Annotated in this window: 24 protein-coding genes; 8 read left to right on the plus strand and 16 right to left on the minus strand. The window is 66.3% G+C overall.

Going from position 1 to position 24,456, the window contains the following annotated elements; all coding sequences use genetic code 11:
- Positions 1–197 precede the first annotated feature (197 nt).
- The 4 genes from G406_RS53720 to G406_RS0107825 form a co-directional block, all read right to left on the minus strand.
- Positions 198–1,034, minus strand: coding sequence for an HD domain-containing protein (locus G406_RS53720; protein ID WP_156934723.1), 837 nt, complete (start codon positions 1,032–1,034; stop codon positions 198–200).
- A 129-nt stretch (positions 1,035–1,163) separates the two neighbouring features.
- Positions 1,164–1,616 (minus strand): hypothetical protein, encoded by a 453-nt coding sequence (locus G406_RS0107815; RefSeq protein WP_028933418.1) that lies wholly within the window; start codon positions 1,614–1,616, stop codon positions 1,164–1,166.
- A gap of 229 nt (positions 1,617–1,845) precedes the next feature.
- Entirely contained in the window at positions 1,846–3,243 is a 1,398-nt protein-coding gene (locus G406_RS0107820) for an FAD-binding oxidoreductase (RefSeq protein ID WP_084215851.1), read from the minus strand.
- A gap of 45 nt (positions 3,244–3,288) precedes the next feature.
- A complete protein-coding gene (locus G406_RS0107825; RefSeq protein WP_084215852.1) occupies positions 3,289–4,167 on the minus strand; it encodes an arylamine N-acetyltransferase family protein in 879 nt (292 codons plus the stop codon).
- A gap of 236 nt (positions 4,168–4,403) precedes the next feature.
- Between G406_RS0107825 and pucL the strand changes: the two genes are divergently transcribed.
- Both pucL and G406_RS0107835 read left to right on the plus strand, forming a co-directional pair.
- Complete coding sequence (gene pucL, locus G406_RS0107830) at positions 4,404–5,279, plus strand: factor-independent urate hydroxylase (protein WP_028933421.1); 876 nt, start codon at positions 4,404–4,406, stop codon at positions 5,277–5,279.
- Positions 5,280–5,327: 48 nt separating this feature from the next.
- Entirely contained in the window at positions 5,328–6,338 is a 1,011-nt protein-coding gene (locus G406_RS0107835; RefSeq protein ID WP_028933422.1) for a methyltransferase, read from the plus strand.
- A gap of 33 nt (positions 6,339–6,371) precedes the next feature.
- Here G406_RS0107835 and G406_RS0107840 read toward each other — a convergent pair whose 3' ends face one another.
- From G406_RS0107840 to G406_RS0107875, 8 genes are all read right to left on the minus strand, one after another.
- On the minus strand, positions 6,372–7,178 hold the full coding sequence (locus tag G406_RS0107840; protein WP_028933423.1) for a maleylpyruvate isomerase family mycothiol-dependent enzyme: 807 nt from the start codon (positions 7,176–7,178) through the stop codon (positions 6,372–6,374).
- Positions 7,175–8,371: a CaiB/BaiF CoA transferase family protein gene (locus G406_RS0107845; protein ID WP_028933424.1), complete on the minus strand. Its 1,197-nt coding sequence runs from the start codon at positions 8,369–8,371 to the stop codon at positions 7,175–7,177. The genes G406_RS0107840 and G406_RS0107845 overlap by 4 nt, the downstream gene beginning before the upstream one ends.
- The gene (locus G406_RS0107850) at positions 8,368–9,222 is read right to left on the minus strand and encodes an alpha/beta fold hydrolase (RefSeq protein WP_028933425.1); all 855 of its coding nucleotides are present in this window, start codon (positions 9,220–9,222) and stop codon (positions 8,368–8,370) included. Before G406_RS0107850 ends, G406_RS0107845 begins: the two co-directional genes overlap by 4 nt.
- Positions 9,219–9,632, minus strand: coding sequence for a hypothetical protein (locus tag G406_RS45260; RefSeq protein ID WP_037075646.1), 414 nt, complete (start codon positions 9,630–9,632; stop codon positions 9,219–9,221). Before G406_RS45260 ends, G406_RS0107850 begins: the two co-directional genes overlap by 4 nt.
- Positions 9,633–9,658: 26 nt before the next feature.
- Positions 9,659–10,810 carry an acyl-CoA dehydrogenase family protein gene (locus G406_RS0107860; protein ID WP_028933426.1) on the minus strand — a complete coding sequence of 384 codons (1,152 nt, stop codon included), beginning with the start codon at positions 10,808–10,810 and terminating at the stop codon, positions 9,659–9,661.
- A gap of 46 nt (positions 10,811–10,856) precedes the next feature.
- Complete coding sequence (locus tag G406_RS45265; protein ID WP_051341796.1) at positions 10,857–11,738, minus strand: SDR family NAD(P)-dependent oxidoreductase; 882 nt, start codon at positions 11,736–11,738, stop codon at positions 10,857–10,859.
- Entirely contained in the window at positions 11,738–13,012 is a 1,275-nt protein-coding gene (locus tag G406_RS45270) for a cytochrome P450 (RefSeq protein WP_051341797.1), read from the minus strand. Before G406_RS45270 ends, G406_RS45265 begins: the two co-directional genes overlap by 1 nt.
- Positions 13,013–13,415: 403 nt before the next feature.
- Positions 13,416–14,318: an IclR family transcriptional regulator domain-containing protein gene (locus G406_RS0107875; protein ID WP_084215854.1), complete on the minus strand. Its 903-nt coding sequence runs from the start codon at positions 14,316–14,318 to the stop codon at positions 13,416–13,418.
- A gap of 121 nt (positions 14,319–14,439) precedes the next feature.
- On the opposite strand from G406_RS0107875, the gene G406_RS57735 reads away from it, so the two are divergent.
- The 4 genes from G406_RS57735 to G406_RS45280 all read left to right on the plus strand — a co-directional run bounded on the left by G406_RS57735 (position 14,440) and on the right by G406_RS45280 (position 19,027).
- The gene (locus tag G406_RS57735; RefSeq protein WP_064742864.1) at positions 14,440–15,405 is read left to right on the plus strand and encodes a MaoC family dehydratase; all 966 of its coding nucleotides are present in this window, start codon (positions 14,440–14,442) and stop codon (positions 15,403–15,405) included.
- A gap of 22 nt (positions 15,406–15,427) precedes the next feature.
- Positions 15,428–16,387, plus strand: a complete 960-nt coding sequence (locus G406_RS0107885) for an HpcH/HpaI aldolase/citrate lyase family protein (protein WP_037075648.1) — start codon at positions 15,428–15,430, stop codon at positions 16,385–16,387.
- A 5-nt stretch (positions 16,388–16,392) separates the two neighbouring features.
- On the plus strand, positions 16,393–17,541 hold the full coding sequence (locus G406_RS0107890) for an acyl-CoA dehydrogenase family protein (protein ID WP_028933429.1): 1,149 nt from the start codon (positions 16,393–16,395) through the stop codon (positions 17,539–17,541).
- A gap of 61 nt (positions 17,542–17,602) precedes the next feature.
- Positions 17,603–19,027 carry an aldehyde dehydrogenase family protein gene (locus G406_RS45280; RefSeq protein WP_037075651.1) on the plus strand — a complete coding sequence of 475 codons (1,425 nt, stop codon included), beginning with the start codon at positions 17,603–17,605 and terminating at the stop codon, positions 19,025–19,027.
- A gap of 62 nt (positions 19,028–19,089) precedes the next feature.
- Here the strand turns inward: G406_RS45280 and G406_RS0107900 are convergent, their stop codons facing one another.
- Positions 19,090–20,616, minus strand: a complete 1,527-nt coding sequence (locus G406_RS0107900) for a flavin-containing monooxygenase (RefSeq protein WP_064742865.1) — start codon at positions 20,614–20,616, stop codon at positions 19,090–19,092.
- Between the two features lie 55 nt (positions 20,617–20,671).
- Positions 20,672–21,433: an SDR family NAD(P)-dependent oxidoreductase gene (locus G406_RS45285; RefSeq protein ID WP_037075724.1), complete on the minus strand. Its 762-nt coding sequence runs from the start codon at positions 21,431–21,433 to the stop codon at positions 20,672–20,674.
- 220 nt (positions 21,434–21,653) lie between these two features.
- Between G406_RS45285 and G406_RS45290 the strand changes: the two genes are divergently transcribed.
- Positions 21,654–22,304 carry a TetR/AcrR family transcriptional regulator gene (locus G406_RS45290; protein ID WP_051341801.1) on the plus strand — a complete coding sequence of 217 codons (651 nt, stop codon included), beginning with the start codon at positions 21,654–21,656 and terminating at the stop codon, positions 22,302–22,304.
- Here the strand turns inward: G406_RS45290 and G406_RS45295 are convergent.
- Together G406_RS45295 and G406_RS0107920 are read right to left on the minus strand one after the other, a co-directional pair.
- Entirely contained in the window at positions 22,284–22,877 is a 594-nt protein-coding gene (locus tag G406_RS45295) for a cytochrome b (protein ID WP_064742866.1), read from the minus strand. The genes G406_RS45290 and G406_RS45295 overlap by 21 nt on opposite strands.
- Positions 22,874–24,004, minus strand: a complete 1,131-nt coding sequence (locus G406_RS0107920) for a catalase family peroxidase (RefSeq protein ID WP_084215857.1) — start codon at positions 24,002–24,004, stop codon at positions 22,874–22,876. The genes G406_RS45295 and G406_RS0107920 overlap by 4 nt, the downstream gene beginning before the upstream one ends.
- Before the next feature lie 60 nt (positions 24,005–24,064).
- Here G406_RS0107920 and G406_RS45300 point away from each other — a divergent pair, with 60 nt between their 5' ends.
- Positions 24,065–24,421 (plus strand): SDR family NAD(P)-dependent oxidoreductase, encoded by a 357-nt coding sequence (locus G406_RS45300; protein ID WP_084215858.1) that lies wholly within the window; start codon positions 24,065–24,067, stop codon positions 24,419–24,421.
- Positions 24,422–24,456 lie beyond the last annotated feature (35 nt).

Genomic DNA, 24,456 nt, shown 5'->3' on the forward strand with positions numbered 1-24,456 from the left:
GTAGGATCTCGGAGGCTCTGAAACGATAAGCATTACGGCGGGCAAGACGATCTCGAACGTCAAGATTCCAAGAATTAGAAGTCTCACTGGGCTCAGTCTCGGCATTCGTAAGATACCCTCAGTGACATAAATAGTGACTGAAATTCTTTGTCGCCAACCAAGTTCTGGCTCGGTTCAGTGTGAGTCGTGTCGGGTAATCACACGAAGTTGTTCGGCCAGATCATGGTCCGCCACATGTGCGCGACCGGCGACCCGTCGAACCCGAGTCCCTCCGTGGGCTGACGGAAGTGCCGTCCGACCACATCAGCGAGTTCTTCGAAATCGACCTTTGCGGCCGGGTCGAAGGAGTACACGTCGTTGATCGTGATGGCGCGTGAAGTCATGTACCAACGATGCTTCCTGGCCGCGCGATACTCTTCATGGATGTACGCGGGTGGGTCGTAATCAGGGCCGAAGTACGCGACGTAGGCATCTGGGTAGGAATAGCCGACCGATTCATCCGCGAAGTACCTCAATGCTTCGTGCTTCTCGATCGCCCACGCGATCTCTTCGTCAACGTACGGCGCGACCATCTGAGCACCCCAGTAGCCATGGCTGCTGGACAGTAGTCCGGCCACCGCGATGTCGTGCAGCAGGCACGCCATGACGACTTTTTCGTCCAGTCCGCGCCCCTGTGCGATTTTGGCACTCTGAAGAAGGTGGGATGCGTTGAAGCTATCGAACCGTAGGCGAAAGAAGTCCTCCAGCGTCGGTTTCTCGGGCATCTTGGGCAAGGCTGGATTATCCCCCATCATGAAGACGGTGTTCGGGACATCGAGCTGCGACAGCAACTGTGCCTTTGCACCGTCCGCCGGTGTCCCGATCGTTGCGGCGGCGGGAAGCGCGATGACCTGTCGTCGATGACCGGCCACCGCATCATCCAATGGCTCACGAACCCAGCCCAGCTGCCCGATCGCCTGGAAGGAACCAGCTACCTCGCCTTCCGGAACCTTGTTCGACGGAAGCGATGAGACGTCTATTTCCTGATCGGACACGTCGACTCCTGAAGAGATGGATAACTGGCTTCATCTGCCGTGACAGATGTGGATGATCAAGCAGGGCGGCCACGAGTGGCTACCCGTGGCGTCGGCTACGCCGGTCAACGAGAGTTCGCCACTTCTGCGTTACGCGCTGATGGGATGGCACGCGAAGTCCGTTCCGCCACGAATCATCTCTCGATAGGCGTGGCCCTGCCGGGTCATCTCGTCGCCGGCATCGTCCAGCTCGACCAGTCCCCCGGCCAGCGCAAGCATGCGCTTCTCGGTTTGTTGTGCCGCTACCAATACGGCGGATCGTCGCTCGTGGAAATCAAGCAGCCGGCGGAGGGTGACGTTCTCGGATGCCAGGGTCTGCCACGCCCGGGCAACTGCCTCGACCAGAGGCATCGTGTTGGTCGAATCGGCAAGTTGCCTCGCGCCGGCCGATTCGAGAACCGCATCGAGCTTGGCTGACAGAGCGGCGGCCCATCGCCTCTGCAGCCCTATGAGCTGGTCGTCCGTCAGCTGTAACAAAGTTGAGGACGGCGGCCGCGCCTGATCGAGTAGCGCGTTCAGCTCGGCGTAGCTGGGATAAGACACGGGAATACCCTTTCCCTACTTCCCACTGCGTGCACGGATGAGCACACTCCCCTACTGTCCCTGATCCTGGTCGACGCCCGATTGATGCTTCGGCGACCACCGGCAGTGACCGAGGGTTGTTCTCACGACGAGACCGCGCTGGCTCTCTGACGCAAGGACCTTGATTTGTTCCGAACGACACGCCTCGCCGATGCCTTACGCCAGGATTTCATTTACCCCGCGATGCACGTCAGGACGGAGGCAGCGGCGTCGCGGTGAACACGCGGTCGGGATCGACATCCCACTTGATCCGCTGGAGTCTTTCCGCGTTGTCGCCGTAGGCACCGGCGATCTGGTCGAGCGCGTCGACCGCGAGCAGGTTGGGGTAGCCACCGGGTAGCGCTTCTCTCGCCAGTGCCCGGTCCAGCTCGGCGGCCCAGGCGCGATGTGGCGCGCCGTCCTCGGAAGGGGCCCACGACGCGATGATCTGAATCATGAAGTGCTCGCGGCGGAGAGCGAATGCGGTGGCAGTGGCCGGCACTCTGGCGGCGGCTCCGCGCAGGTACTGCCAGGTGATGACAGATGTCGACGATGGCAGGTCGCTTCCTGCCCTCATGAGTGCATCGATCGCGGCGGGGGTGAGAGTGGCCAGCGACCGGGTGCGGATCTCATAGTGCCTGCCGTTGGGCAGTCGGGCATCCGGCACCGCCAGCGTCCGGTGGAGGGGGAGGGTGCGGAAGGTCTGGCCGGCGGGGGCGCCCAGGCGGGCGAGGTGCCGCGCCCCTTCGGCCGCGTCGCCGCACCACACCGGGGAGAGAGTCAGTGCGGGTTCACCATCCTGGGTGCGGAATATGCCACCGACCATGCCGAGCTCGTCGGGCGCGCTGGACGAGAGCTCGGAGTGGTCCCGCAGTACCGACTCGGCCCTCGACCACTGGAACACGATCGCCCCGGACACCACGGTGGCCACCGGGTGCATGCGGATGCGCATCGCGGTCACCACCCCGAAGTTGCCGCCGCCGCCCCGCACTGCCCAGAACAGGTCGGGATTGGTGGACTCGTCGGCGGTGACAACACGTCCGTCGGCCAGCACCAGCTGGACGCCGAGCAGGTTGTCCGCCGCGAGGCCGTAGCGGGGAGCCAACGGGCTGTAGCCGCCACCCAGGCTCAGCCCGGCCAGGCCGACCATGCTGACCGTGCCGATCACCGGAGTCAGTCGGTACCGACTCGCGGCGAGCGCGGCGTCACCAGAGGTGGCGCCACCGAGAGCGGTCGCCACCCGACCCGCAGGGTCGACCAGGACGGCCCTCATCCGGGTCAGGTCGATGACCATGCCGCCGGGGCACAGTGCCCGCCCGGCCCAGTCATGCCCTCCGCCACGTACTGACAGCGGGAGACGGTGTGCACGCGCGGCGAGCACCGCCTGGCGGACGTCCCGGGACGATTCGCACAACGCGATCATCGCCGGTCGGTGCTCGACCGCGCCGTTCCACACGGCCCGAACCTGCTCGTAATCGGGGTCGGTCGCAACAACCACACGACCGGCCAGCACGTCAGCCAGCCTGTCCGCGACACGCACGGCTGCCTCGTCGAGCACGATGACGTCCCTCCTGAACCGAAACGAAGTCCGCGCGATGAGAACGAACATCGGCGCACCTGAATTCGCCGGTACGATTCGTCCGCACGCGAGTAGTCAGAACATTCGAGAGAGCACTGCATCGAGGTCGGGCATGCCTGACAGGTCGAGCAAGAATCGCTCCTCGAGGGCGGCTCGTACCGCGGCCGGCGACTCCAGCGCGCGGCGCTCGGTCCGCCCATCGACATGATGAACGGCGAGACCAGCACCTCCGGAAATGGAACCGGAAAGAGCGTAGCGAAAACCGATGTCGGGCCTCCCGACGAGTAGCTCATTGACAAATGGAGAATCGGGGTGGTGTCCGTTGTACCAGTTGTTCACGACGTAGTCGGCAAAGTACTGTTCCGCGAGGTCGAACTGATACAACGGTCGCCACTGCGCACCCAGATGAACCTCCAGCAGAAAAGCGGACCCCTTGCTCAGTAGACGGAACGCCTCGTGCGGCGTGGCCTGTTCCACATCGGTGTCGAGCCTCAGCACACCGGTCAGGGCCATACCGGACCCGACGTCGACGATATGTGGCCCTTCTTCCGGCAGGTCGACGAGCAGCAGCATGTGGCTACGCGCGGGTACGGGGGCGTCATCGGGTTCGTTCCACCACACCCGGGCGCCGAGCCCGACCGTTGTGTAGCCGAGCTCGTCCAGCGCCGCACGGAGGAGCATGTTGTGCTCGTAGCAGCCTCCACCCCGGCCACCGTGCACCAGCTTGGTGGTGAGGCTGGCTGCGTCGAGCAACACCTCACGCCCGGCGAACGTGTCAAGATTCTCGTACGCGATGGACCGCGTGTGTCCGGCGACGATCCGCTCGAGAGTACCTCGGTCGGCACGCGATGGGCCGGCCTCGGACATACCGGCCAGGCCGATTCGCCGGAAATACGCTGAGACACCGGGAGAGAGAACTCTCGCCGCGTGACCCATCGCCACGTCTGTCACCATGCACCATCCTGGATGTCTTTCCCGATTGAAACGTGCTCACCTCAATGAACTATTGACGAATTCGATGCGAGATTGAGCTGATCGACTCCTCGTTTACCGGCTGTCCATGGCAGTGCGTTCAAATCGCGGTCGCATGACCTCGCAGACCGTGATGTCGCGTCGCAGACGCTGCAACATCTGCGACGCGACACCAGGCTCGGCGAAGCGGTGCCGACCCGACCACCACTGGAGATGACATGTCGATTATCTTGGGGCCTAATCAGTACGGGAAAGCCGAGAATCGAGTGGTGCGAATCTACCGGGACAGCAGTCGCCACGAGGTTCGCGATGTGAATGTGAGCACCTCGCTGCGCGGAGATTTCAATGCCGCCTACACCCATAACGACCTGCACGGCGTATTGCCGACCGATACACAGAAGAACACCTGCTATGCCTACGCCAAGGAAAAGGGGATCGGCGAGATCGAGGACTACGCCCTGGCCCTGGCACGCCACTTCGTGTCCGATCTCCCCGCGGTCACCAGTGCGCGGGTGATAGTGGACGAGTATGCCTGGGAACGGCTCGGTGAGCACACGTTCATCCGATCCGGCCAGGAGGTACGCACCGCCCAGGTCACTGTCGAGGACGACCGACAGTGGGTGGTGTCCGGGTTGAAGGACCTGGTCGTGATGAAGTCCGGGGGCGCACAGTTCCAGGGGTTCCTGCGCGATGACTACACCACGATTCAGGAAACCCCGGACCGGGTCATGGCCACGTCCCTGGTGGTCCGCTGGCGCTATGCCAGCGCTCACCTGGATTGGGGCAAGGCGTACACGGACATCCGGTCCATCCTGCTCGCCCGATTTGGTGAGGTACAGGGCCTGGCTCTCCAGCAAACGCTGTGGGAGATGGGCAAGGCGGTATTGCAGGCCCGTCCCGAGGTGGCCGAGGTGATGCTGTCGGCACCCAACAGGCACCATTTCGCGGTCGACCTGTCGCCTTTCGGGTTGGACAACCCCAACGAGGTCCTCCGTTGTGAAGATCGGCCTTATGCCGTCATCGAGTGCAACGTGACCAGGGATGACGCACCAGATGCGGGTCCGGCATGGCAGACCGTACCGGGCCTGTCCTAGGCGGACAGATCATCGTATCGATCACAACGCGGTAGAAGCGAGGGACAGATGAACGAAGCGAGCATGCCGTCCACGCACTCCAGGTTGGTCGAGTTGCTGGCCGGGATGTGGCAGACCCGTGTTCTGTGCGTTGCGGCCCGACTGCGGGTGGCGGACGCACTGAGCGATGGGCCCCGGATGCCGTCGGAACTAGCTCACGTCACCGAGACCGACGAGCACTCATTGCGAAGGCTGCTACGGGCGAGTGCCCGGCTCGGGGTCTTCAGCGAGGACACCGAAGGCCGCTTCGCCAATACGGAGCTCTCTCGTCTTCTACGTCCCGATGTGCCCGGTTCGGTGTATGCCCGCGCCATGGGTGCCGCCGATTGGGGATGGCGTGCGTGGGCGGAGCTGGAGCACAGCGTTCGCACGGGTGAGCCGGCATTCGACAAGGTCTACGACATGCCCTTGTTCGCCTATTTCGCCGACGTGGATACCGAAGCCGGCGAGCTGTTCGACAGGTCGATGGCCGACCTTTCGGCGTCCACCGAGTTACCGGTCTGCCACGCCGCTGATTGGCGCGGTGTCCGTTCGGTGGTTGATGTCGGCGGTGGCTACGGCGGTTTGGTGCGCGCTCTGCTCCGGCACGTTCCCTCGGTCGAGCGAGGCGTCGTGTTCGACCAACCCCATGTGGTGGAGGCAGCCGAGGACATCGCCGATGACGACCGAATCCAGATGATCGGCGGTGACTTCTTCGAGTCGGCGCCATCTGGACACGACGTCTATCTGACGAAATGGATGCTCCACGATTGGGACGACGAGCAGGCCGCTCAGATCTTGACCAACTGTGCCAAGGCGATGAACCCCGGCGGGCGCGTGCTGTGCGCCGAAGCCGTCCTGAACCCGGAGAGCGGCGATCCGCTCCCTTACCTGTTCGACCTGCACATGATGGTCCACGCGTCGGGGCACGAGCGCACCGAGGACGAGTTCCGGGAGCTGTTCGAGTCGTCGGGGCTACGCCTCACCAGGATCATCCCCACCGGGTCGTTCCTGTCCCTCGTCGAAGGCGTTCGGGCATGAGCGAGCGGTCCGTCGAGGGCCCGGTCTGCTCGGTCAGATGATGTCGAGCTTGTCGAGGAACGGCCGTGCGGCGGTGATGTCGCCGTGCACCGTGCAGTGATCGCTCCAGGGATCGCGGCTCGTGCCCCAACGGATGAAGGCGATGGCCGAGCTGGTCACGCGTACGTCACCAGCGGCGTCCGGCGTGACCCTGAGGAGATCGCCGGGCCCCGCCGCGGGATGGACGGTGAACACGGTCTCCCCCGGCCCGTCGAGCTCGACGACGATCGGCTCGGTGACGGTCGCGGCGAGTTCGGTGCCCTGCATCTGCGGCAACCCGGCGATCATCCATTCGACGGCGGGGCGGACCAGCTCGTCGGTCGGGTCGGGCAGCGGGAACCGCAGTGGTCCGCCCGGCTGGACGAGGTCGTTACGCAGGTGACAGTAGGTGTCGAAGGCGAGCGCGTTCGCCAGCATGTGCTGTGGGTACGTGCCGAGGCCGGGCAGGGTGATCGTTGTGTCGCGGGCTTCGCCGTGCTGCATCCCGGCGAGCACGTCGAGGAGCTTGGGGGTGTTGGTCCGCCACTCGTCCAGGACCCGTTCAAGCGGCCAGGCTCGTCTGCGGTCGACGAGGACGTCATGCTGGCGTTCCCGCTCAGCCGGTAGGGGCGGGTCGTCGGGATCGGGAGGGGTCGGCGCGACGATCGACGACGCGACTGCTCCGAGGTGGGCGATCATGTCGATGACTCGCCATCCGGGGCAGGCAGAGGCGCGCTGCCAGTCGTCCTCTCCCAGGGACGAGATGAGCTGGGCGATCTGGGCGGTGTTGGTACCTGCGGCGTCGAGCGCGGCCACGGTCATGCCGAGTTCTCCTGTGCTGTCGGGATGGTGGCGAGCCGGGCCCGCTCGGCCGGCCCGTGCTCGTCCAGCAGGGGTGCGCGGCGCTGGGGTAGGGCCGGGGTTCGGGAGAATTTGAGGGGCTGCCCGGCGACCTGGAAACGGCGTCCGGTTCCGGGGTGGTCAAGGTCGATGAGCATGTCGCGGGTGGCGACGTGGGGATCGGTCATGATCTCGGCGATGTCGCGTACGGCCCCCACGGGCACTTCGCCGCCGAGGCGGGCGAGAATCTGGTCCTTGGTCCGTGGCCGGGTCCAGCTCGCAAGGACGTCGAACACGACGTCGCGCTTGGCCACGCGCAGCTCGTTGGTCGCCAGGCTGAGATCCGCGGCGACGTCCGGGCGATCGATGAGCTCGCAGAGCCGGCGCCACCGTCCGTCGTTGGGTGCCGCGACCGCGACCCAGCCGTCTGCCGCGGGAAGGATGTCGAACGGACTCAGCAGCGGGTGCCGATTTCCCTGTGGGCGCGGGACTTCGCCTGTGTAGGAGTGCTGGTAGACGATGCGTTCACACAGGGCGAGGACGGCATCGTACATGGCGACGTCGACGAACTGGCCTCGCCCGCTCCCCCGAGCCTCGTAGAGCGCGGACGTGATCCCGAGCGCGAGCATCGTGCCCGGGAAGATGTCCCCGATCCCCGGCCCCACCTTGATCGGGACGCCGTCCTCGGTTCCGGTGATCCCGAGGATTCCCGCCATCGCCTGGACCACGACGTCGAACGCCGGCCAGGCGAGGTAGGGGCTCTCCCCCGACCGAGCGTCGCCGAACCCTCGGACCGTGGCGTAGATCAGGCGCGGGTTCGTCGCGGCCAGCGATTCGTAGGACAGGCCGAGCCGCTCCATGACACCGGCCGTGAAGTTCTCGACCAGCACGTCCGCGTCAGCGACGAGCTCGCGCAGCGTGGCGGCGCCGTCGACTGTCTTGAGGTCGAGCACGATGCTGCGTTTACCCCGGTTGACGCTCTGGAAGTAGCCGCCGTAGGCCGCGACGTCGCTGCCCAGCGGAATCGGACCGGCTCGGCGGGCCAGGTCCCCGTCCGGCGGCTCGATCTTGAGCACGTCGGCGCCGAGATCGGCGAGCAGCATGGTGGTGTAGGGGCCCGCGAGGGCGTGGGTGAGATCGACGACCTGCACACCGTCGAGGGGTCCGGCGCTCATCGGCTGCTCACCCGGTCGAGCAGCGGCAGGAAATAGGACTTGAACACGTCGGGGTTCTCCGACATCGGGAAGTGCCCGACACCTTCCATGACGGTGAAGGTCGCGCCGTCGACCTCGGCGGCGAGTGCTTCACCGGCAGCCGGGAAGGCCGACCAGTCGTACTCCCCGTTGAGGATGTGCAGTTCCGTTCGGGAGGTGTCGATCTTCTGGGCGTCCTCGGTGAGGTCGTGTTCCACCGCGTAGTAGTGAAGGTCGCCCTTGAACACCGAGGGCGCGCCCTGGCTGTAGATGTAGGTGGTCTCGCGCTTGTACGCCTCAGGGCTCTGTGGTGCGCACAGGGTGTGCATCAGCGCGGGCTTCGAGTCGTTACCGATCCGAGGGTGGTACAGCCACGGCAGGATGCGCTCCACCCCATGGCTGTTCAACGCCGCTTCGAGGCCGATGGCCGCCCGGAACAGGCCTGGATGGTGCAGGGCAAGGTCAGGCGCGAGGTGGCCGCCCATCGAGCAGCCCGCATAGATCGGTCGTTCGAGCTCGAGCGCTTCGACCAGGGCGACGTGGAAGGCCAGGAAGAAGTCCTGGCGGAGTGTGTACTCCTCGGTCCACCACTGCTGTGACTGCGGTGGCAACGACCGGCCGTGGAAGGGCAGGTCAGCGGCCACGAGCTGGTATCGGGAGGTGAAGTCGGGGTCCTCCAGCACGTGTCGCCACTGCCGGCTGTCGCAGCCGGCGGTGTGTTGCAGCACGACCGGGACACCCTGACCCGCCTGTTCGAAGTAGACGCGGTACTCCACCCCGAGCACGTCGAGGTAGAGGTAGCGCCCGGTCACCTCCGCCAGCCGCGCGCTCACAGCGCCACCGTCGCGGGAGCCGTGTTCGTGTTGGCCACCTCACGGAACAGCTCGGCGAGTCTGCGCAGCGCCGGGTAGTAGGCGAAGATCGTTTCCATGTCGCCCTCGATTCGGAAGCCGTGGTGCACCATCGCCGGGTAGAAGTCCTGGTAGAAGGGTGGCGGTGTCGCGGTGAGCAGCGACTGCCACTGCGCCTCGGTTCCCGCCAGCTGGATGTCATAGGAGTCGAACGGCGTCACGACCGGGTCGATCTCGCTGATCCGTCCGGCTTGGATCACGAGGCGGAAGGACTGCAGTTCTCCGATGACCACGCGCAGGGTGGCGCTCAGGTAGCGGCTGTGGAGCAGGAACTCGGGGTCTCGGCGCAGGGTGTCTTCCACCGTGTCGAGGTCGAGTGGGAGGAGTGCCATCGTCGTTCCTTCGTGGTCAGCGGGGATCAGGTGTCGCGCAACAGGTGTTGGGCGATGATCGTGCGTTGGATCTCCGAGGTGCCTTCGAAGATCTGGGTCAGGCGTGCGTCGCGCCAGTGCCGCTCGACGGCGTACTCGGTGGTGTAGCCGTTACCGCCCAGCACCTGCATCGCCGAACTCGCCACCTGCTCAGCGGCCTCGCTGGCGAAGAGCTTGGCCATCGAGCATTCCTGCTTGCAGTCGAGCCCGGCGTCGAAGCGAACCGCGGCCTCCATGTAGAGCGCTCGTGCGGCGCTGACCTGGGTGGCCATGTCGGCCAGCCGGAACTTGATGCCTTGGAACGATGAGATCGGGACGCCGAACTGGACGCGGCGGCGGGCGTACTCGGTCGCGTCCTCGAGCGCGCCGCGCGCCGCGCCCACCGCACGGGCGGCGGTGTGCAACCGCCCCCAGTTGATCAGGTTCGCGAACAGCGAGAACCCCTGCCCGGTGGCGCCGTCCGAGCCGACCTGGACATTGCTCGCCGGCACCTCGAGATCGGTGATCGAGAGCTGCCAGGAGGTGATCCCGTGGTAGCCGATCTTCGGGATCGGCGTGCCGGTGATGCCCGGGGGGAACTCTCCTCGCTCCTTCTCCACGAGGAACACGTCGAGACCGTCTCTGCGGCCTGGCGCCGTTCGGGCGAGGATGAGAATCGCGTCGGCCGCCTTCGCCCATCCGCACCAGCGTTTCTCACCGTTGATCAGATAGGTGTCTCCGTGGCGCTCGGCGCGACAGGAGACCGCGGCGACGTCGGAGCCCGCTTCCGGTTCGCTGAAGGCGCCCGCCGAGATCCATTGCCCGGCTGCCTGACGCCGCAGGATGTCGGTCCGCCGCCGAGGATCGGCAAGTGCCGCTCCGGTGCCGTTGGCACGGGCGATGACACTCGCGGCGCTCATCCAGCCGCGGGAGAGCTCTTCGGTGACCAGACAGTATTCGATCATGCCCAGTCCGAGACCGCCGTGCTCACGGCCGATCATGATGCCGAAGTAGCCCAGCTCGCCCATCCGGTCGATCAGCGACCAGGGTATGTCGGCATGCCGTGGATCCAACTCGTTCGCTACCGGCAACAGCTCGGTCGCGGTGAACTCGCGAGCCTGGTCGCGCAACCTCGCCTGATCGGGAGTCAGTAACGTCATGGTGCGTCGGCTCCGCGCACCGCACGATCGTGCGCTCCGTGGGCCATCAGGACGACGCCGTTCCGGGCTCGAACGATGCCGCCAGCTCCATCGCATCGTAGGAAGTGTCGGCGAGCCCTGTCGACGCCAGCTCGGTGAACGATCTCTCGATGTGAGCATGCCGGGTCGTCGCATACCTGAGCGCGTGCGCATGTGTCGCGATCAGGAACTCTTCCTTTTCGACCCCGTCCAGCGCCAGACGGGCGATCACGTCAGGATCGATTCCGCTTTCGATGAGCTTCCGCACCAACGGCACGCCATCCGACGGTCCTCCGTGTGAGGCAGGCCGGAGTTGCGGGCCACGCCAGATGTTCGTGTTCACCAGTCCAGGTGTCATCGCACTGATGCCGATCTGCTCCGGCAGCTCCAGGCGTAGTACATCGGCCAACGCCAGCACGGCATGTTTGCTCGCGGTATAGAACCCGCCGCCAGGGAACGGGACGCCGAGGGAATGTTCGGACGCCGTGACCAGAATCCATCCGGACTTCCGAGAATCCGCCAGCCGTCGGCCGAACGCGCTGATCGTGGCCCACACACCCACCACGTTGACCTCGAGGGCCCAGGTCAGATCACCGTGCTCCGCCTCGAGCAACGGGCCACCGGCGGGCGTGACCCCCGCGTTGGCACAGACGAATGTCGGCGTGCCCAGGTCGTCACTGATCGTCGCGGCCACCTGCTCGACCGCGGCCACATCGGCTACGTCGCACCGGTAGGCGTTCGCGCGTACTCCCGAAGCATCGAGGGCCTCGGCCGTGGCGTCCGCGGCGACCTTGTCGATGTCCACGACGGCCACCGCGGTGGCTCCCCGGCGGACGGTCTCCCGAGCCAGCGCCGCGCCTATTCCGCTACCGGCGCCCGTCACGACCGCGACAGCACCTCCGAACTTCATCACGCACCGACCTGATCGGCAACCTTGCCGAATTCGACGGGCATGGCGGTCATGGCGTTGAACCAGATGCTCCGGGCCTTCGTGGGAGGAGCGGTCACGTGGACGTCCGGTCGAACGGTCAGCAACTCTGTCAGAATCGCGCTGAGCTGAATCCTCGCCAACGAGTTCCCCATACAGAAATGTGGCCCCGCCCCGAACGAAAGATGCTTGGCGACATCCGTTCTCAGGATGTCGAACTTCTGCGAATCGGCGAACACCTCTTCGTCACGATTCGCGGAGGCATACGACAGGTAGACCTTGTCCCCCTTGGCCACGCGGGTCCCGCGCAGCTCGATGTCCTCCGTGGCCGTGCGCCGGAACTGCATGACCGGCGGCGAGAATCGAAGGGTCTCTTCGATCGCGTTGGGCAGCCTCGCGTGCAGGTCCTCCATGAGCAGCGATCGCTGCTCCGGGTGCTCGCTGATCAGGCGGATCACATGAGCTGTCGTGTTACGCGTGGTCTCGTGACCCGCGATGGACAGGGTCAGGCAGAAGAGGTTGATGTCCATGTCGGTGAGCCGTTCGCCATCGATCATCTTGTTGGCGTAGCTCGACAGCATGCTCTTGTCGGGATTCCGACGCTTCTCTTCCACGAGTGACTGAAAGTAGCCGACCATCGCGGCCATGTTCTCACCGGCGTCGATCGTGGGATCCTCCACGGCAGCGGCCTTGTTTCCCCATTCGAAGACCATGTTCCAGTCGCTCGGCGGGACACCCATCATTTCGCAGAGCGTCAGCATGGGCAGTTCGGCGGCCACGGTGAAGATGAACTCAGCGTCATCCATGTCGCGTACCGAGTTGACGATGCGGGCAGCGTGTTCGGTGATCATCGGTTTCAGAGCGGCGATGTTCTTCGGCGTGAAGCCCGCCGATACGAGCTTGCGGTAAGCGGCATGATGTTGACCGTCCTTACCCATGAGCCCCATACGCTGCGAGTCGAGGGTCCAGGGATTCCTCGGGTCCTGGTTGAGTTCGACGTCGTAGATCACCGGTCCGCCGAGCCAGGACGAGAAGCGCGACGAGTCGCGCGACGCCAGACTCACGTCCTCCCACTTCGACAAGACCCAGAATCCACGCTCGAGTGGGATCGACCCACCGATGTCCTTCGGGGGCGCGGGGTTCCAGAAGATCGGAGCCTCGTTGCGCAGAACGGTGAAGTACTCGTGCGGTGGGTTGCCGACCTCGAGCAGCTGGTCGGGGTCGCCGAGATTGATGTCGCCGGGCTTGTAGCTCATGTCTTCGGGTTCCTCCCTGAGGAGATGTGCACGGCATCGAGGAGCGGGGCGGCGAGCGTCGGTCACCGTGCCCTGACTCGGCTATCCGGCGCGGTCTGTGCCATTGAATGAAACACTGTGCCGTTCAATGATGTCGCATATAAGAAACGATGGCGCCCAGCTTTGTCAAGAGGAGCGTGAGCCGGCGCCAAGGACGACCGGGTCGCCAGGTCGACCGCGGGGCGGCGCCACCTCACCGACCGGGAGATCGGAACCAGAGCGGTCGAATGGCCGCCGAACGCTCCCCCTGCCGATGCGACACAGGCGACGTCGGGACGAGGCATCGGCCCTCGACGGAAGGCACACGGTCGCACTACCTCAATGAGCAGCGACCGTGACGGCGGACGTCAGAGCGAGTACGAGCTCAGGCGTCGGCGACCGACTCGCTCACGGCCTTGGCCGTCTCACGAACGAGCGCGCCCCATTCCGCCACTCGCTCGGCGGCGAAGCGAATGTCGGGCATCGAGATCGCCACGGCCGCGATCGGCCGGCCGGAGGTGTCGAGAACAGCCGCGCCGATCGCGCAGACGTGCTCCCGGTTCTCGGAGATGTTGACCGCATACCCGCGCTCGCGGGCCTCGATCACCTGATGGTGAATCTGCTGGGGATCGACGATGGTACCGCGCATCAGCGCCTCGAGAGGCCTCGACAGGATCGCCCGAACCTGCTGGTCAGGAAGCGCCGCCATGATCGCCTTACCGCTGGAGGTGGCGTGGAACGGCGAACTCGCCCCGATGGCGTTGAAGGTGCGCACCGGATGCACCGAGTCCACCCGGTCGATGAGGACGACGCTGATGTCCCGGTCCGGTACCGACAGGTGGATCGTTTCGCCGGTGACCTCCGCTAGCGCGGCGATGTGCGGCCGCGCGGCGTCCCGAACCTCCGTGCTGGGCGCGTTGCGCCGGCCAAGGGCGAGCATCCGCGGACTCAATCTCCAGCGCGTGACGGGGTCGGTCAAGGTCTCCGCCCAGCCTTGTTGCTCCAGGGTTCGCAGCAAGCGCTGCACCGTCGACTTGGGCAGTTCCAGCTGGCGTGACAGCTCGGCGACGCCCACCGGCTTGGACTGCGCGGACATCGCCTCGAGCACGCGCAAGCCGCGTACGAGGGTCTGTGTGCCCGCCGAGGAGTTCGAGGTCACCGACGACGAGGAGTCCTCGACCGCAAGTTTCGGGCCACTCGGAGTCATGGCGTCCTCTCGTAGTCGATCGGCCAGCGCCCATGGTCGCACGCCGGTCCACTGACCGGCACAGCTAGCGGCAACTGTCATCCCGAACCACGAACAGGCGCCTCACCCAAGGTCGTACTTGACGACTGACCACCCACGTGCCAATACTGCTTGTGCCAGTCAGAGATACACCGTTTCATTGGATGACACACAAGGAGGTCGGATGACGACGCCGGATCCGGCACAGTGGCCCTTGATCCCGCGCGGCACGGCATTCGAGGACCACGTTGTGGGTCGAGTGTTCGACCACCATTGGGGCCGAACCGTCCACGCCGGCGACAACATCGCCTTCAGCACCCAGACACTGGCGTTCAACCCGGTCCACTTCAACCGGGTCGCCGCCCGCGCCGAGGGACACCCTGACGAGCTCGTCAACCCGATGCTGGTCTTCGCCATCGTGTTCGGGCTCAGCGTCGAGGACCTCAGTGAGGCCGGCGGTCCATTCCTCGGCGCGCGCCAGGTCGGCTATCTGCGCGACGTCTATCCCGGGGAGACTCTCTACGCCTCCAGCACCGTCGTCGAGGCTCGCCTGTCGGACTCGCGTCCCGATACCGGCATCGTCACCTGGCACACGGTCGGACGGGACGAGAACCGCGAACCGGTCATCGAGTTCCACCGGACGAACCTGGTGCGTTGCCGCTCCGTCGACGGGCCGACCATCGATGCGCCCGACGGATTCGCCGAGGATTTCCAGCCCGGTGCCCGCTTCCGTCACGCCCGCACGCGCACTGTCACCGACCTCGATCTCAACGGACTGACCCTGCTGGTGATGAACAGCGCTTCGGGCCACTTCAGCGACCAGGCGATGGCTGCGACACCCTTCGGGCAACGCATCAACTTCGGCGGCTTGACCCTCGCCCTGACCATCGGACTCGCCACCCAGGACACCACGGGCCAGGCCGTGCGCGAGCTGAGCATGGACGACATCAGATTCGCGGTGCCGGTCCGCCATGGGGACACGATCGGTGCCGCCACCGAGGTGGTGTCCAACGAACCGCTCTCCGACGACGACGCCGCGGTGACGTTTCGGCATCTCGGTGTGAACCAACGCGGCGAACGCGTGTGTGAGGCGCTCCGGACCGTGCAGGTCCGCCGTCGCCGCCCCGCTCCCCCTGTCTCTACCCGCTGATCCCAGGAAAGTGAGTCCCGACGTGACCGTCCAGCCTCGCCCCACTCGTCCCCGTCGCTCCTGTCTGGCCGTTCCCGGCAGCAGCGAGAAGATGCTGAAGAAGGCCCAGGGCCTGGCCGCCGACCAGGTGTTCTTCGACCTCGAGGACGCCGTTGCTCCCGGCGCGAAGCCCTCGGCTCGCGCAACGGTCGTGGCGGCGCTCCGCGAGGGCGACTGGTCGGGCAAGACCAGGGTCGTGCGGATCAACGACGCCGACACCGAATGGGCCCACGAGGACGTCCTCCAGGTGGTCCGAGGGGCCGGCTCGCAACTGGACTGCATCATGCTGCCCAAGGTCGAACGGGTGGCTCACATCCACTGGCTGGACATCCTGCTGACCCAGCTGGAACGAGAACTGCACCTGCCCGAGGGCGGAATCGGCATCGAGGCGCAGATCGAGGGCCCCGCCGGACTCAGCGAGATCGAGGCCATCGCCACCGCGACCGCGCGGACCGAAACCCTCATCTTCGGCCCCGGCGACTTCATGGCCGCGATGAAGATGCCCGCGCTCACCATCGGCGCCCCTGGGGCCACGGGGTACGACCCCTTCGACACCGTCCTGATGACCATCGCGATGACCGCCCGCAAACACGGTCTGCAGGCCATCGACGGGCCCTACGCGTTGATTCGGGACCTCGAGGGCTATCGCGCCTCCGCCGAGCGGGCCGCCGCCTACGGCTACGACGGCAAGTGGGTTCTGCACCCCGGCCAGCTTGCACTCGCCAACGAGGTCTTCGGCCCGAGCCAGGAGGACTACGACAAGGCTGAGCTGATCATCGAGGCCTACGCGCACGCCACGTCCTCGGACGGCGGCGGGCTCGGTGCGGTGATGCTCGGCGACGAGATGATCGATGAAGCGAGCCGCAAGCTGGCGCTCGTCACCGCGGAACGTGGCCGGCTGCTCAACATGGCCCGCACCACCAGCTTCGACCCGAGCAACTGAACGCGGTGCACCGCGACCTCTACAACACCGACCACCGGGCGTTCCGGGACACGGTCCGCGAGTTCGTCGCCCGCGAGGTGACACCCCACCGCGAGCGTTGGGACTCCGCCGGTCTGATCGATCGCACGGTCTGGGCAGCGGCGGGGACGCAGGGGCTGCTCGGCCTCGCGGCGCCGCAACAGTACGGCGGGGGCGGCAGCGACGACTTCCGGTACCGGATGGTCGTCATCGAGGAGCTACTCGCGGCGGACGCCGCATCGCTCAATGCCGGGCTCTCGGTCCAGGACGACCTGGTGTTGCCCTATGTGGTCGACCTGGGCCACGCCGCGCAGCGGCAGCGGTGGCTTCCGCCCTTGTGCGCGGGCGAGGCGATAGGCGCCCTGGCTCTGACCGAACCGGGCGCCGGAAGCGACCTGCTCGGCATCCGGACACAGGCGAAACCTCGCGCGGGCGGATGGGTCCTGAACGGACAGAAGACCTTCATCACCAACGGCGTCCTCGCCGACGTCGTGGTCGTCTTCGCACGCACGGACCCTGCCGCCGGGTCCAGAGGCTTCACCCTGTTCCTCGTCGATGCCACGGCTGACGGTTTCCGGCGCGGCCGCAAGCTGAACAAGATCGGTTTGCGGGGGAACGACACCGCTGAGCTGTTCTTCGATGACCTCGAGCTGTCCGAGGGTGACGTCCTGGGCACGGTCGGATCAGGTTTCGGCCACCTCATGGAACGGCTCCCCAGAGAGCGACTCTCGATCGCGGCGACCTCGCTGGCCTCGGCCCAGGTCGTGTTCGACCAGACGCTCGACTACGTGGCCCAACGGAAAGCCTTCGGGAAACGAGTCGACAGTTTCCAGAACTCCCGGTTCGTACTCGCCGAGATGGCGACCGAGCTCGACATCGCCTGGACCTACCTCGATCGCTCGATCCGCCTGCTCAGTGACCACCTGCTGAGCCCGATCGATGCGGCCAAGAGCAAATGGTGGATGTCTGACCTGCAGCAACGCGTTGTCGACCGCTGCCTGCAACTGTACGGAGGGTACGGCTACATGCTCGAGTACCCGGTGGCCCGGGCGTACGCCGACGCACGGATACAGCGAATCTTCGGCGGAACCAACGAAATCATGAAAGAGATCATCGGCCGGGACCTGGTCCGGTGACGTGGCTACCCCTCGGTCGCCCCGAGACCCGGCCCGCGCCCGTGCATACCAAGGAGCAGACATGACCGCGACGTTCGACCACTGGATCCAAGGCCGCGGCACACCCGCGGGTACCGGAAGGCGGTTCACCACTCACAGTCCCCACGACGGCCGGGAGGCGACGACGATCGCGCTCGGCAACGCAGCCGACGTCGATCTCGCTGTGAACGCGGCCACGGCCGCCGCGTCGGTGTGGCGGCGGCGGAAACCGATCGAGCGGGGCCGATTGTTGCTGCGGCTCGCGGCAAGCATCCTCGAACACTCCGGGGAGCTCGCCGAGCTCGAGAGTGCGGAGACAGGTAAACGGATCGGTCAAGCCGTCGGCGAGATCGCCGGAGCCGCCGCCTACTTCGAGTTCTATGGTGGCCTCGTCAACGCGGTGCACGGCGAGACCATCGACCTGGGGCCGGACCATCACTGTTTCACTCGCCGGGAACCCTTCGGTGTGGTCGGCATCATCACGCCCTGGAACGCCCCGCTCAACCAGGCCGCCCGTGCGGGTGCGCCCGCCCTCGCCGCCGGCAACGTCGTGGTGATCAAACCGTCGGAGTTCACCTCGGCCACCACAGTGGTACTGGCACGGCTTGCCACCGAGGTCGGATTCCCGGACGGCGTCCTCAACGTCGTCACCGGCGAGGGCGCCGAAGCAGGGTCGGCCCTCGTCGAGCACCCCGGCGTACGCAAGATCGCCTTCACCGGCTCGGTGCGGGCCGGCCAGCAGATCGGCCGCATCGCCGCGGACAGGATCATTCCGCTCACCCTGGAGCTGGGCGGAAAGTCGGCGAACATCGTGTTCCCCGACGCCGACCTCGAGCGCGCCGCGACAGGGTCCCTCGCCGCCTTCACCCTGAACTGCGGGCAGGTGTGTTCCGCCGGCACCCGGCTGCTCGTGCACCGCACGATCCATGACGAGTTCGTGCAACGGCTCATCACCGCCAGCAAAGCGCTCACCGTCGGTGACAACCTCGGACCCGTCACCACCGCCGCCCAGTACGACAAGGTGCTGGAGTACTTCGACATCGCGCGCACGGACGGAGCCCACCCCGTCCTCGGTGGTAGCCCGCTGCCCGACTCGGAACGCGCCGGGGGCTGGTTCGTGCCCCCGACGATCTACACCGAGGTGGACAACTCGATGCGCATCGCCCGCGAAGAGGTGTTCGGACCGGTGCTGTCGGTCATCGCCTTCGACGATGAGGACGAGGCCGTCCGACTCGCCAACGACAGCGTCTACGGACTGGCCTCGGGAGTCTGGACGACTGACATCAGCCGCGCGCTACGAGTCGCCGACGCGCTGGAGGCGGGTCAGGTCTATGTCAATACCTGGGTCGCCGGTGCCGTCGAGACACCGTTCGGAGGCTACAAACAGAGCGGATACGGCCGGGAGAAAGGCCTCGAGGCACTACACCACTACACGCAGGTGAAATGTGTGACGGTAGCCCTGTACTAGCAGTCGTACAGCAGTGCGAGTGGATCGGTTCCCGAGGGAACCCGGCGATGTCGGCGCGGTCGTCAGCGGCTTCGCAGATGGTAGTCGGACAGCCGTGCCCGACGAGTGAGCCGCCAGAACGCGATCGTGGTGTCGGGCCACAGAACGGTATTTCGTCCGGACCGAGGATCCTGGTACCAGCTTCGGCAGCCACCCGACTGCCAGACCGTGTCGACCATGCGCCCGGCCAGCCAGTCGTTGAAGTCCCGCTGGACCTCGGGTCGTACCTCGACCGAGTCAGCGCCGCGGCGGCGAAGCCTGCGCAGGATGTCCACGACGTAGCGGGCCTGTGCCTCGATCATGAAGATCTGTGAGTTGTGACCGAGGCCGGTGTTCGGACCGATCATCAGGAACATGTTCGGGAACCCGGCCACGCTGGTGCCCAGATATGCCTGGTTGCCCTCCGCCCAGGCCTCGGCGAGAGTCAGCCCGTCACGACCGGTGATGTCCATCCGGATGGTGTTCTGGGCATCGAAGCCGGTGCCGTAGACGACGACGTCGGCTTCGACCTCGACGCCGTCGTCGCCGACCACGGCGCCGGGCCGGGCCTCGGCAACACCGCCAGGACGAACGTCGACGTGGGGTCGGGACAGGGCGGGGTACCAGTCGCTGGAGATCAGCAGCCGCTTGCAGCCGATCGCGTAGTTGGGGGTGACGGTCGCGCGTAGCCGGGGATCGGACACCTGTCTCTCGATCAGCGTGCGTGCCAGCGCACCCGTCTGCGCCATGGCCCCGGGATCGCTGACGAAGCCGGCGGCACGGTTCTCGTGGATCCAGAACAGCCGCTCGCGGACCCACCAGCGATAGGGCGGCACCCAGCGCGCCAGGCGGCGATGACGGCTGTCGAAGGGCCGGTCGGCCTTCGGGACGATCCAGGGCGGGGTGCGCTGGAATACGGTGAGCGCACTGACCTGGTCGACGATCGCCGGGACGAACTGGATCGCGCTTGCCCCGGTGCCGACGACCGCGACTCGCTTGCCGGTGAGGTCGACGTCGTGCCGCCAGTCCGCCGAATGGAAGACCGGACCGTCGAACGTGTCGATGCCGGGCACGTCGGGGTACGCCGGGTGATGCAGCGGTCCCACGGCGGAGATCAGGAACCGGGCACGGTAGCGGTCTCCGTGAGAGCTCGTCACCTCCCACCGGGAGTCGGCTTCGGTCCATCGGGCGTGGCTCACCCGTTGCCCGAACCGGATGTGGTCGATCAGGCCGCGACGGCGGGCGACGTCGCGCAGGTAGTCCAGGATCTCTGGCTGGCCGGCGAACAGCCTGCTCCAGTCGGATTTCTGGTCGAACGAGTAGGAGTACAGCGGCGATGGGATGTCGCACCCGCACCCGGGGTAGGTGTTGTCCCTCCACGTCCCGCCCAGGTCGTCGGCCGCTTCGAGGATTCGGAACGAGCGGATCCCCGCCTTGTCGAGCAGCGCCGCCACACCGAGGCCACTGAAGCCTGCCCCGACGATCACGACGTCGACATCGTCGACGTCGGGTGCCACGGCTGTCTCGGACGCTTCGGCGTGGCCAGAGAGTGGGTCGGTCACGAAGGTCATCGCGGTTCCTCGGTAGCGGTGTCGGCCGTCGGCGGAGAGCTGAGCAGACGCGACATCAGCGATAGAACCCGCCGAGTGTGAGCCCTGCCCCGCCGTCCAGCCGCAGGGTTTGACCGGTCGTGTAGTGAGCGGCGGGTGAGAGCAGGTAGAGCACCGAGCCGACGACCTCCCCGAGGGTCGCCACCCGATCGAGGGGGACCGACGCGAGCAGCCGGTCTCGTGCCGACTCCGGCAGCGCGAGGACTTTCGGGGTGGCGAAGAGCCCTGGCGCGACGGCGTTGACCCTGATGCCGTCGGACACCCATTCCGCGGCGAGCCCCCTGGCCAACCCGAGCAGCCCGGCCTTGGCGGCCGCGTAGGAGATCTGTCCGGGCAGTCCATCCTGTGCCGCGATCGACGAGATGAACACGATCGAGGCGGAATCCGCCTCTTTCAACGCCGGATATGCCGCCTGAGCGACGGCGAACTGGGCCAACAGATTCGCCTCGAGGTCTGCCCGGAAGTCCGCGATCGGGAACCGGTGTGCACGGTGAATCGTGTCGACGATCCCGGCGGCGCCGACCAGTCCGTCCAGACCGCCGAGGCGATCTATCGCCTCCACGACTGCCCGAGGCCCTGCCTCGTCATCAGTCAAATCCGCGGTGATCATCGGAGTGTCGCCGGCGACCACGGTGCCAGCTCTGTCGATACCGACGACCTCCACACCGAGCTGCGCAAGCGCTTCGGTCAACGCCCGCCCGAGGCCTCCCGCCGCCCCGGTGACCAGGACCTTCGCCCCCTTGACCGGAACCGTCGACCAGTCGGAACCCGTCTGCATGACCACCCCACCGTAGAGATCGTCCCCTGGCGAAGCGGCCAGCGGACCTGTGTCGATCATTTGATCGACACAGGTTAAGCACGTGACCACCTGGCGGTCAAGACGTTGTCCGACTGCCACGGCTCTGCACTGACAACCGATCCGAGCCGGGGCGCCGTTCCCCTCACCTACGATGACCGGGCCGAGCAGGAGGCAGCGGACCATCCCCGGGAGGCGCGGCGTGGCCAGGAAGAAGTCGCTGGACGACGGGCCGGTGCCGCACGACCAGATCCTGAAACATGCGAGCACGCTGTTCTATGAACGCGGTTTCGGGGCGACGTCGATACGCGACATCGCCAACGCCGCCGGTATCTCGTCCTCAACCATGTATCACCACTTCACGAACAAGCAGGATGTGCTCCACGCGGTGGTCTCACGGTTCATGACCGACTTCGTCGACGCGACGGTTCCCGTCCTGAGGGATGCCGGTTTGTCGCCGACCGAGCGAATCCGCCGGACGGTTCGCCTACACATCGAGATCAGCGAGGACCGGCGACCGGAACTGCTGACCGGCAACCCGATCCGCAATGCGCTCGCCCCCGAGAACCGGGATCATGGGCTCGAGCTGCAACGCACATACCACGACGCCGTACACGACACCATCGACGCCGGCTGCCGCAGCGGCGAGTTCGTGGTCCGTGACGTCAGAATCACCACGATGGCCATACTCGACATGCTCAACGGCATTCGTGAATGGTTCTCACCCGCCGGACCCCTGACCAGAGCTGAGATCGTCGACCGCTATGTCGATCTGGTCATGGCGGTCCTCGGGGCACGCACGGCAGGACCGGAGTCGGCCCTCGGTCCAGCGTCACCTGTGACGGATCGCTGACTCCTCGACCGTCCGCACGGCGGATGCGGGCACCCGGCGCCGGCCGAGGACCATCCGCTCGAACACCCCGTCGCGCAGCACCAGCGCGTGCACCAGAGCACCACTCAGGTGCCCGAGAAACACCAGGAACAGGGCATAGGCGAGGACGACGTGCGTCTGGTGCAGGGCGGCATAGAGGGACGGGACTGACGGGGCGATCGAGGGAAGATGCACTGAGCCGGCCAGTACCACGGGTGTCCCGGAAGCGGAGACGGTGGCCCAGCCGACTAGTGGCTGGACGAGCAGCAAGGCATACAGCAGGTACTCGGTGACGATCGCGGCTCGCCGGTCGAGTGGATGCATCTGTCGAGGATGCGGCGGAGGACGGCGCCACAGCCGATAGCCGAAACGCACCACGACGAGCACCAGGATCGCAACGCCCAGTGGGCGGTGTATCGCCAGGAGTACGTGGTAGCCGGCCGTGGTGGTCACCATGGTCACCCCGACCACCAACATCGCCAGCACCATGACCGCCATGAGCCAATGCAGCGTCTGCGCGGTTCTCGTGAAGTGCTGGGGTTGCTCGGCGGTCATGGGCGAGCCTCCTGTGCGTGTACCGCACTGGGGGTCTTGGGCTCACCGCTGCGACGGGTGTACGACGCGGAGTACACCGCCGAGCGGGCGCTGAGCAGCGGATCGTCCGATGGTGCGATGCCCGACGGGAGCACCAGCGGGTCGAAGTTGATGTCGCGGGCGTTGCCCGGCGCCTCGGTGTCCGCCGTGTCGAGGGTCAGGGTGCCGGCGGTGACCGTGCGCCGGCCGGCGGGCCACGGTGTGGTGGCGTCATCGGTGGGATCGCCCGGCTCACCGACGACCAGTTCGAGATCCCAGCGCAGCGGGCCGGCGGCGAACCGGGACACCAACGCGTCGAACAGGGCATCTCGCCCGGTCGGGTGCGCGGCAGGCGCGGGGGGTGCCGAATCATGCGGCACGAACCGCCAGCGCACGGGAGTGGACCGGCCCACGGCGTCGACGAACCGGAACGCGTTGAGCCCGTGGAAGGTGCTGTCGGCGAAACCGGAGGTCGCGGGATGCGCCGCGATGTGTGCCATCGCGCGGGCCGTCTCGGGGAACCGCGCCAGGAACCGGCCCATCGCTGCCGGGTCGGGCTTCCCGGTCGACGGGTCCGGCCTCGAGGCGAGGAGCCTGGCGTAGAAGCCCTCCGGCACCCGGTCGGTGAACACCGGGATGTTCACCATCGCGGTACGCCACTGCTCGCCGTCGGGTAGCTGGAACAGCAGACCGAGACCGCGAACGGTGGCTGGACTGTCCGTCACGTACGGCATCCCACCGGCCAGCGAGAACCTACCGGTCACCGTGGTGCGGCCGGCGGCGAACACCGAGGCGGTGCTCAACGAGGAGCCGTGGCCGTTGCCGGTGAAATAGCCACTGACGGCGACGCCTTTAGCGTGGTTGCGGCGGAATCCCTCGTGCCGGCCGAAGACGTGCTCGAATCGGTCGGCGAAGCGAGCGGGTGTGAGCCGCTCGGGGCTGAACCAGCCTCCGGCGTAGAGGAAACCTGCCGCGGACGCCGCGCCGATACCCCCGACCGCGCCGAGTCGGAGCAACGACCGGCGGTCCAGGCTGACGCGTCCCGACCAGTTCACGACTCCGCCTGCCGGTGCTGGTCCTTCTTCCTCACCGGTTCTTTCTACGACCATGATGTCCAGGATGGCTGTCGGGCCGGCGTGACATCGCCCGGCGCGGCGGGTGGTTCGTGGATGGTAAGAACAACCCGAGTCATCGGATCGGACTCCGGGTTCGTCTCCGCGCCCGGGATGCTCGCCTACAACGCGTCCAAGGGTGCTCTCGTCCAACTCACCCGAGCGTTGTCCGTCGAGCTCTTCGACGAGCACCGGATCCGGGTGAACAGCATCTGTCCGTCCATCGTGGACACCCCCATGGCCCGACGCGGAATGGGGGTCGAGTCGTTTGCCGACGCGGACTACCCGGTCCACACCGCCGACGACGTCGCCTGGAGCGTGCTCTACCTCAGCTCCGCGAACTCCCACACGATCAACGGAGTGAATCTACTCTCCGATTTCGGATACAGCGTGCGCTCTTCTTTTCCTGCCTAGCGATACACCGCGCGGTAACCTCGCCCTCGGAACCG

The organism is Actinospineispora spinosispora DSM 44797 (assembly GCF_000429025.1).
In the GTDB taxonomy this organism is placed as follows: domain Bacteria; phylum Actinomycetota; class Actinomycetes; order Mycobacteriales; family Pseudonocardiaceae; genus Pseudonocardia; species Pseudonocardia spinosispora.

Excerpts from the sequence above, each read along its gene's own strand:
- G406_RS0107820 (WP_084215851.1), bottom strand. The coding sequence starts at position 3,243 with ATGTTCGTTCTCATCGCGCGGACTTCGTTTCGGTTCAGGAGGGACGTC.
- G406_RS0107825 (WP_084215852.1), bottom strand. The coding sequence starts at position 4,167 with ATGGTGACAGACGTGGCGATGGGTCACGCGGCGAGAGTTCTCTCTCCC.
- pucL (WP_028933421.1), top strand. The coding sequence starts at position 4,404 with ATGTCGATTATCTTGGGGCCTAATCAGTACGGGAAAGCCGAGAATCGA.
- G406_RS0107835 (WP_028933422.1), top strand. The coding sequence starts at position 5,328 with ATGAACGAAGCGAGCATGCCGTCCACGCACTCCAGGTTGGTCGAGTTG.
- G406_RS0107840 (WP_028933423.1), bottom strand. The coding sequence starts at position 7,178 with ATGACCGTGGCCGCGCTCGACGCCGCAGGTACCAACACCGCCCAGATC.
- G406_RS0107845 (WP_028933424.1), bottom strand. The coding sequence starts at position 8,371 with ATGAGCGCCGGACCCCTCGACGGTGTGCAGGTCGTCGATCTCACCCAC.
- G406_RS45260 (WP_037075646.1), bottom strand. The coding sequence starts at position 9,632 with ATGGCACTCCTCCCACTCGACCTCGACACGGTGGAAGACACCCTGCGC.
- G406_RS0107860 (WP_028933426.1), bottom strand. The coding sequence starts at position 10,810 with ATGACGTTACTGACTCCCGATCAGGCGAGGTTGCGCGACCAGGCTCGC.
- G406_RS45265 (WP_051341796.1), bottom strand. The coding sequence starts at position 11,738 with ATGAAGTTCGGAGGTGCTGTCGCGGTCGTGACGGGCGCCGGTAGCGGA.
- G406_RS45270 (WP_051341797.1), bottom strand. The coding sequence starts at position 13,012 with ATGAGCTACAAGCCCGGCGACATCAATCTCGGCGACCCCGACCAGCTG.
- G406_RS0107875 (WP_084215854.1), bottom strand. The coding sequence starts at position 14,318 with ATGACAGTTGCCGCTAGCTGTGCCGGTCAGTGGACCGGCGTGCGACCA.
- G406_RS57735 (WP_064742864.1), top strand. The coding sequence starts at position 14,440 with ATGACGACGCCGGATCCGGCACAGTGGCCCTTGATCCCGCGCGGCACG.
- G406_RS45280 (WP_037075651.1), top strand. The coding sequence starts at position 17,603 with ATGACCGCGACGTTCGACCACTGGATCCAAGGCCGCGGCACACCCGCG.
- G406_RS0107900 (WP_064742865.1), bottom strand. The coding sequence starts at position 20,616 with ATGACCTTCGTGACCGACCCACTCTCTGGCCACGCCGAAGCGTCCGAG.
- G406_RS45285 (WP_037075724.1), bottom strand. The coding sequence starts at position 21,433 with ATGCAGACGGGTTCCGACTGGTCGACGGTTCCGGTCAAGGGGGCGAAG.
- G406_RS45295 (WP_064742866.1), bottom strand. The coding sequence starts at position 22,877 with ATGACCGCCGAGCAACCCCAGCACTTCACGAGAACCGCGCAGACGCTG.
- G406_RS0107920 (WP_084215857.1), bottom strand. The coding sequence starts at position 24,004 with ATGGTCGTAGAAAGAACCGGTGAGGAAGAAGGACCAGCACCGGCAGGC.
- G406_RS45300 (WP_084215858.1), top strand. The coding sequence starts at position 24,065 with ATGGTAAGAACAACCCGAGTCATCGGATCGGACTCCGGGTTCGTCTCC.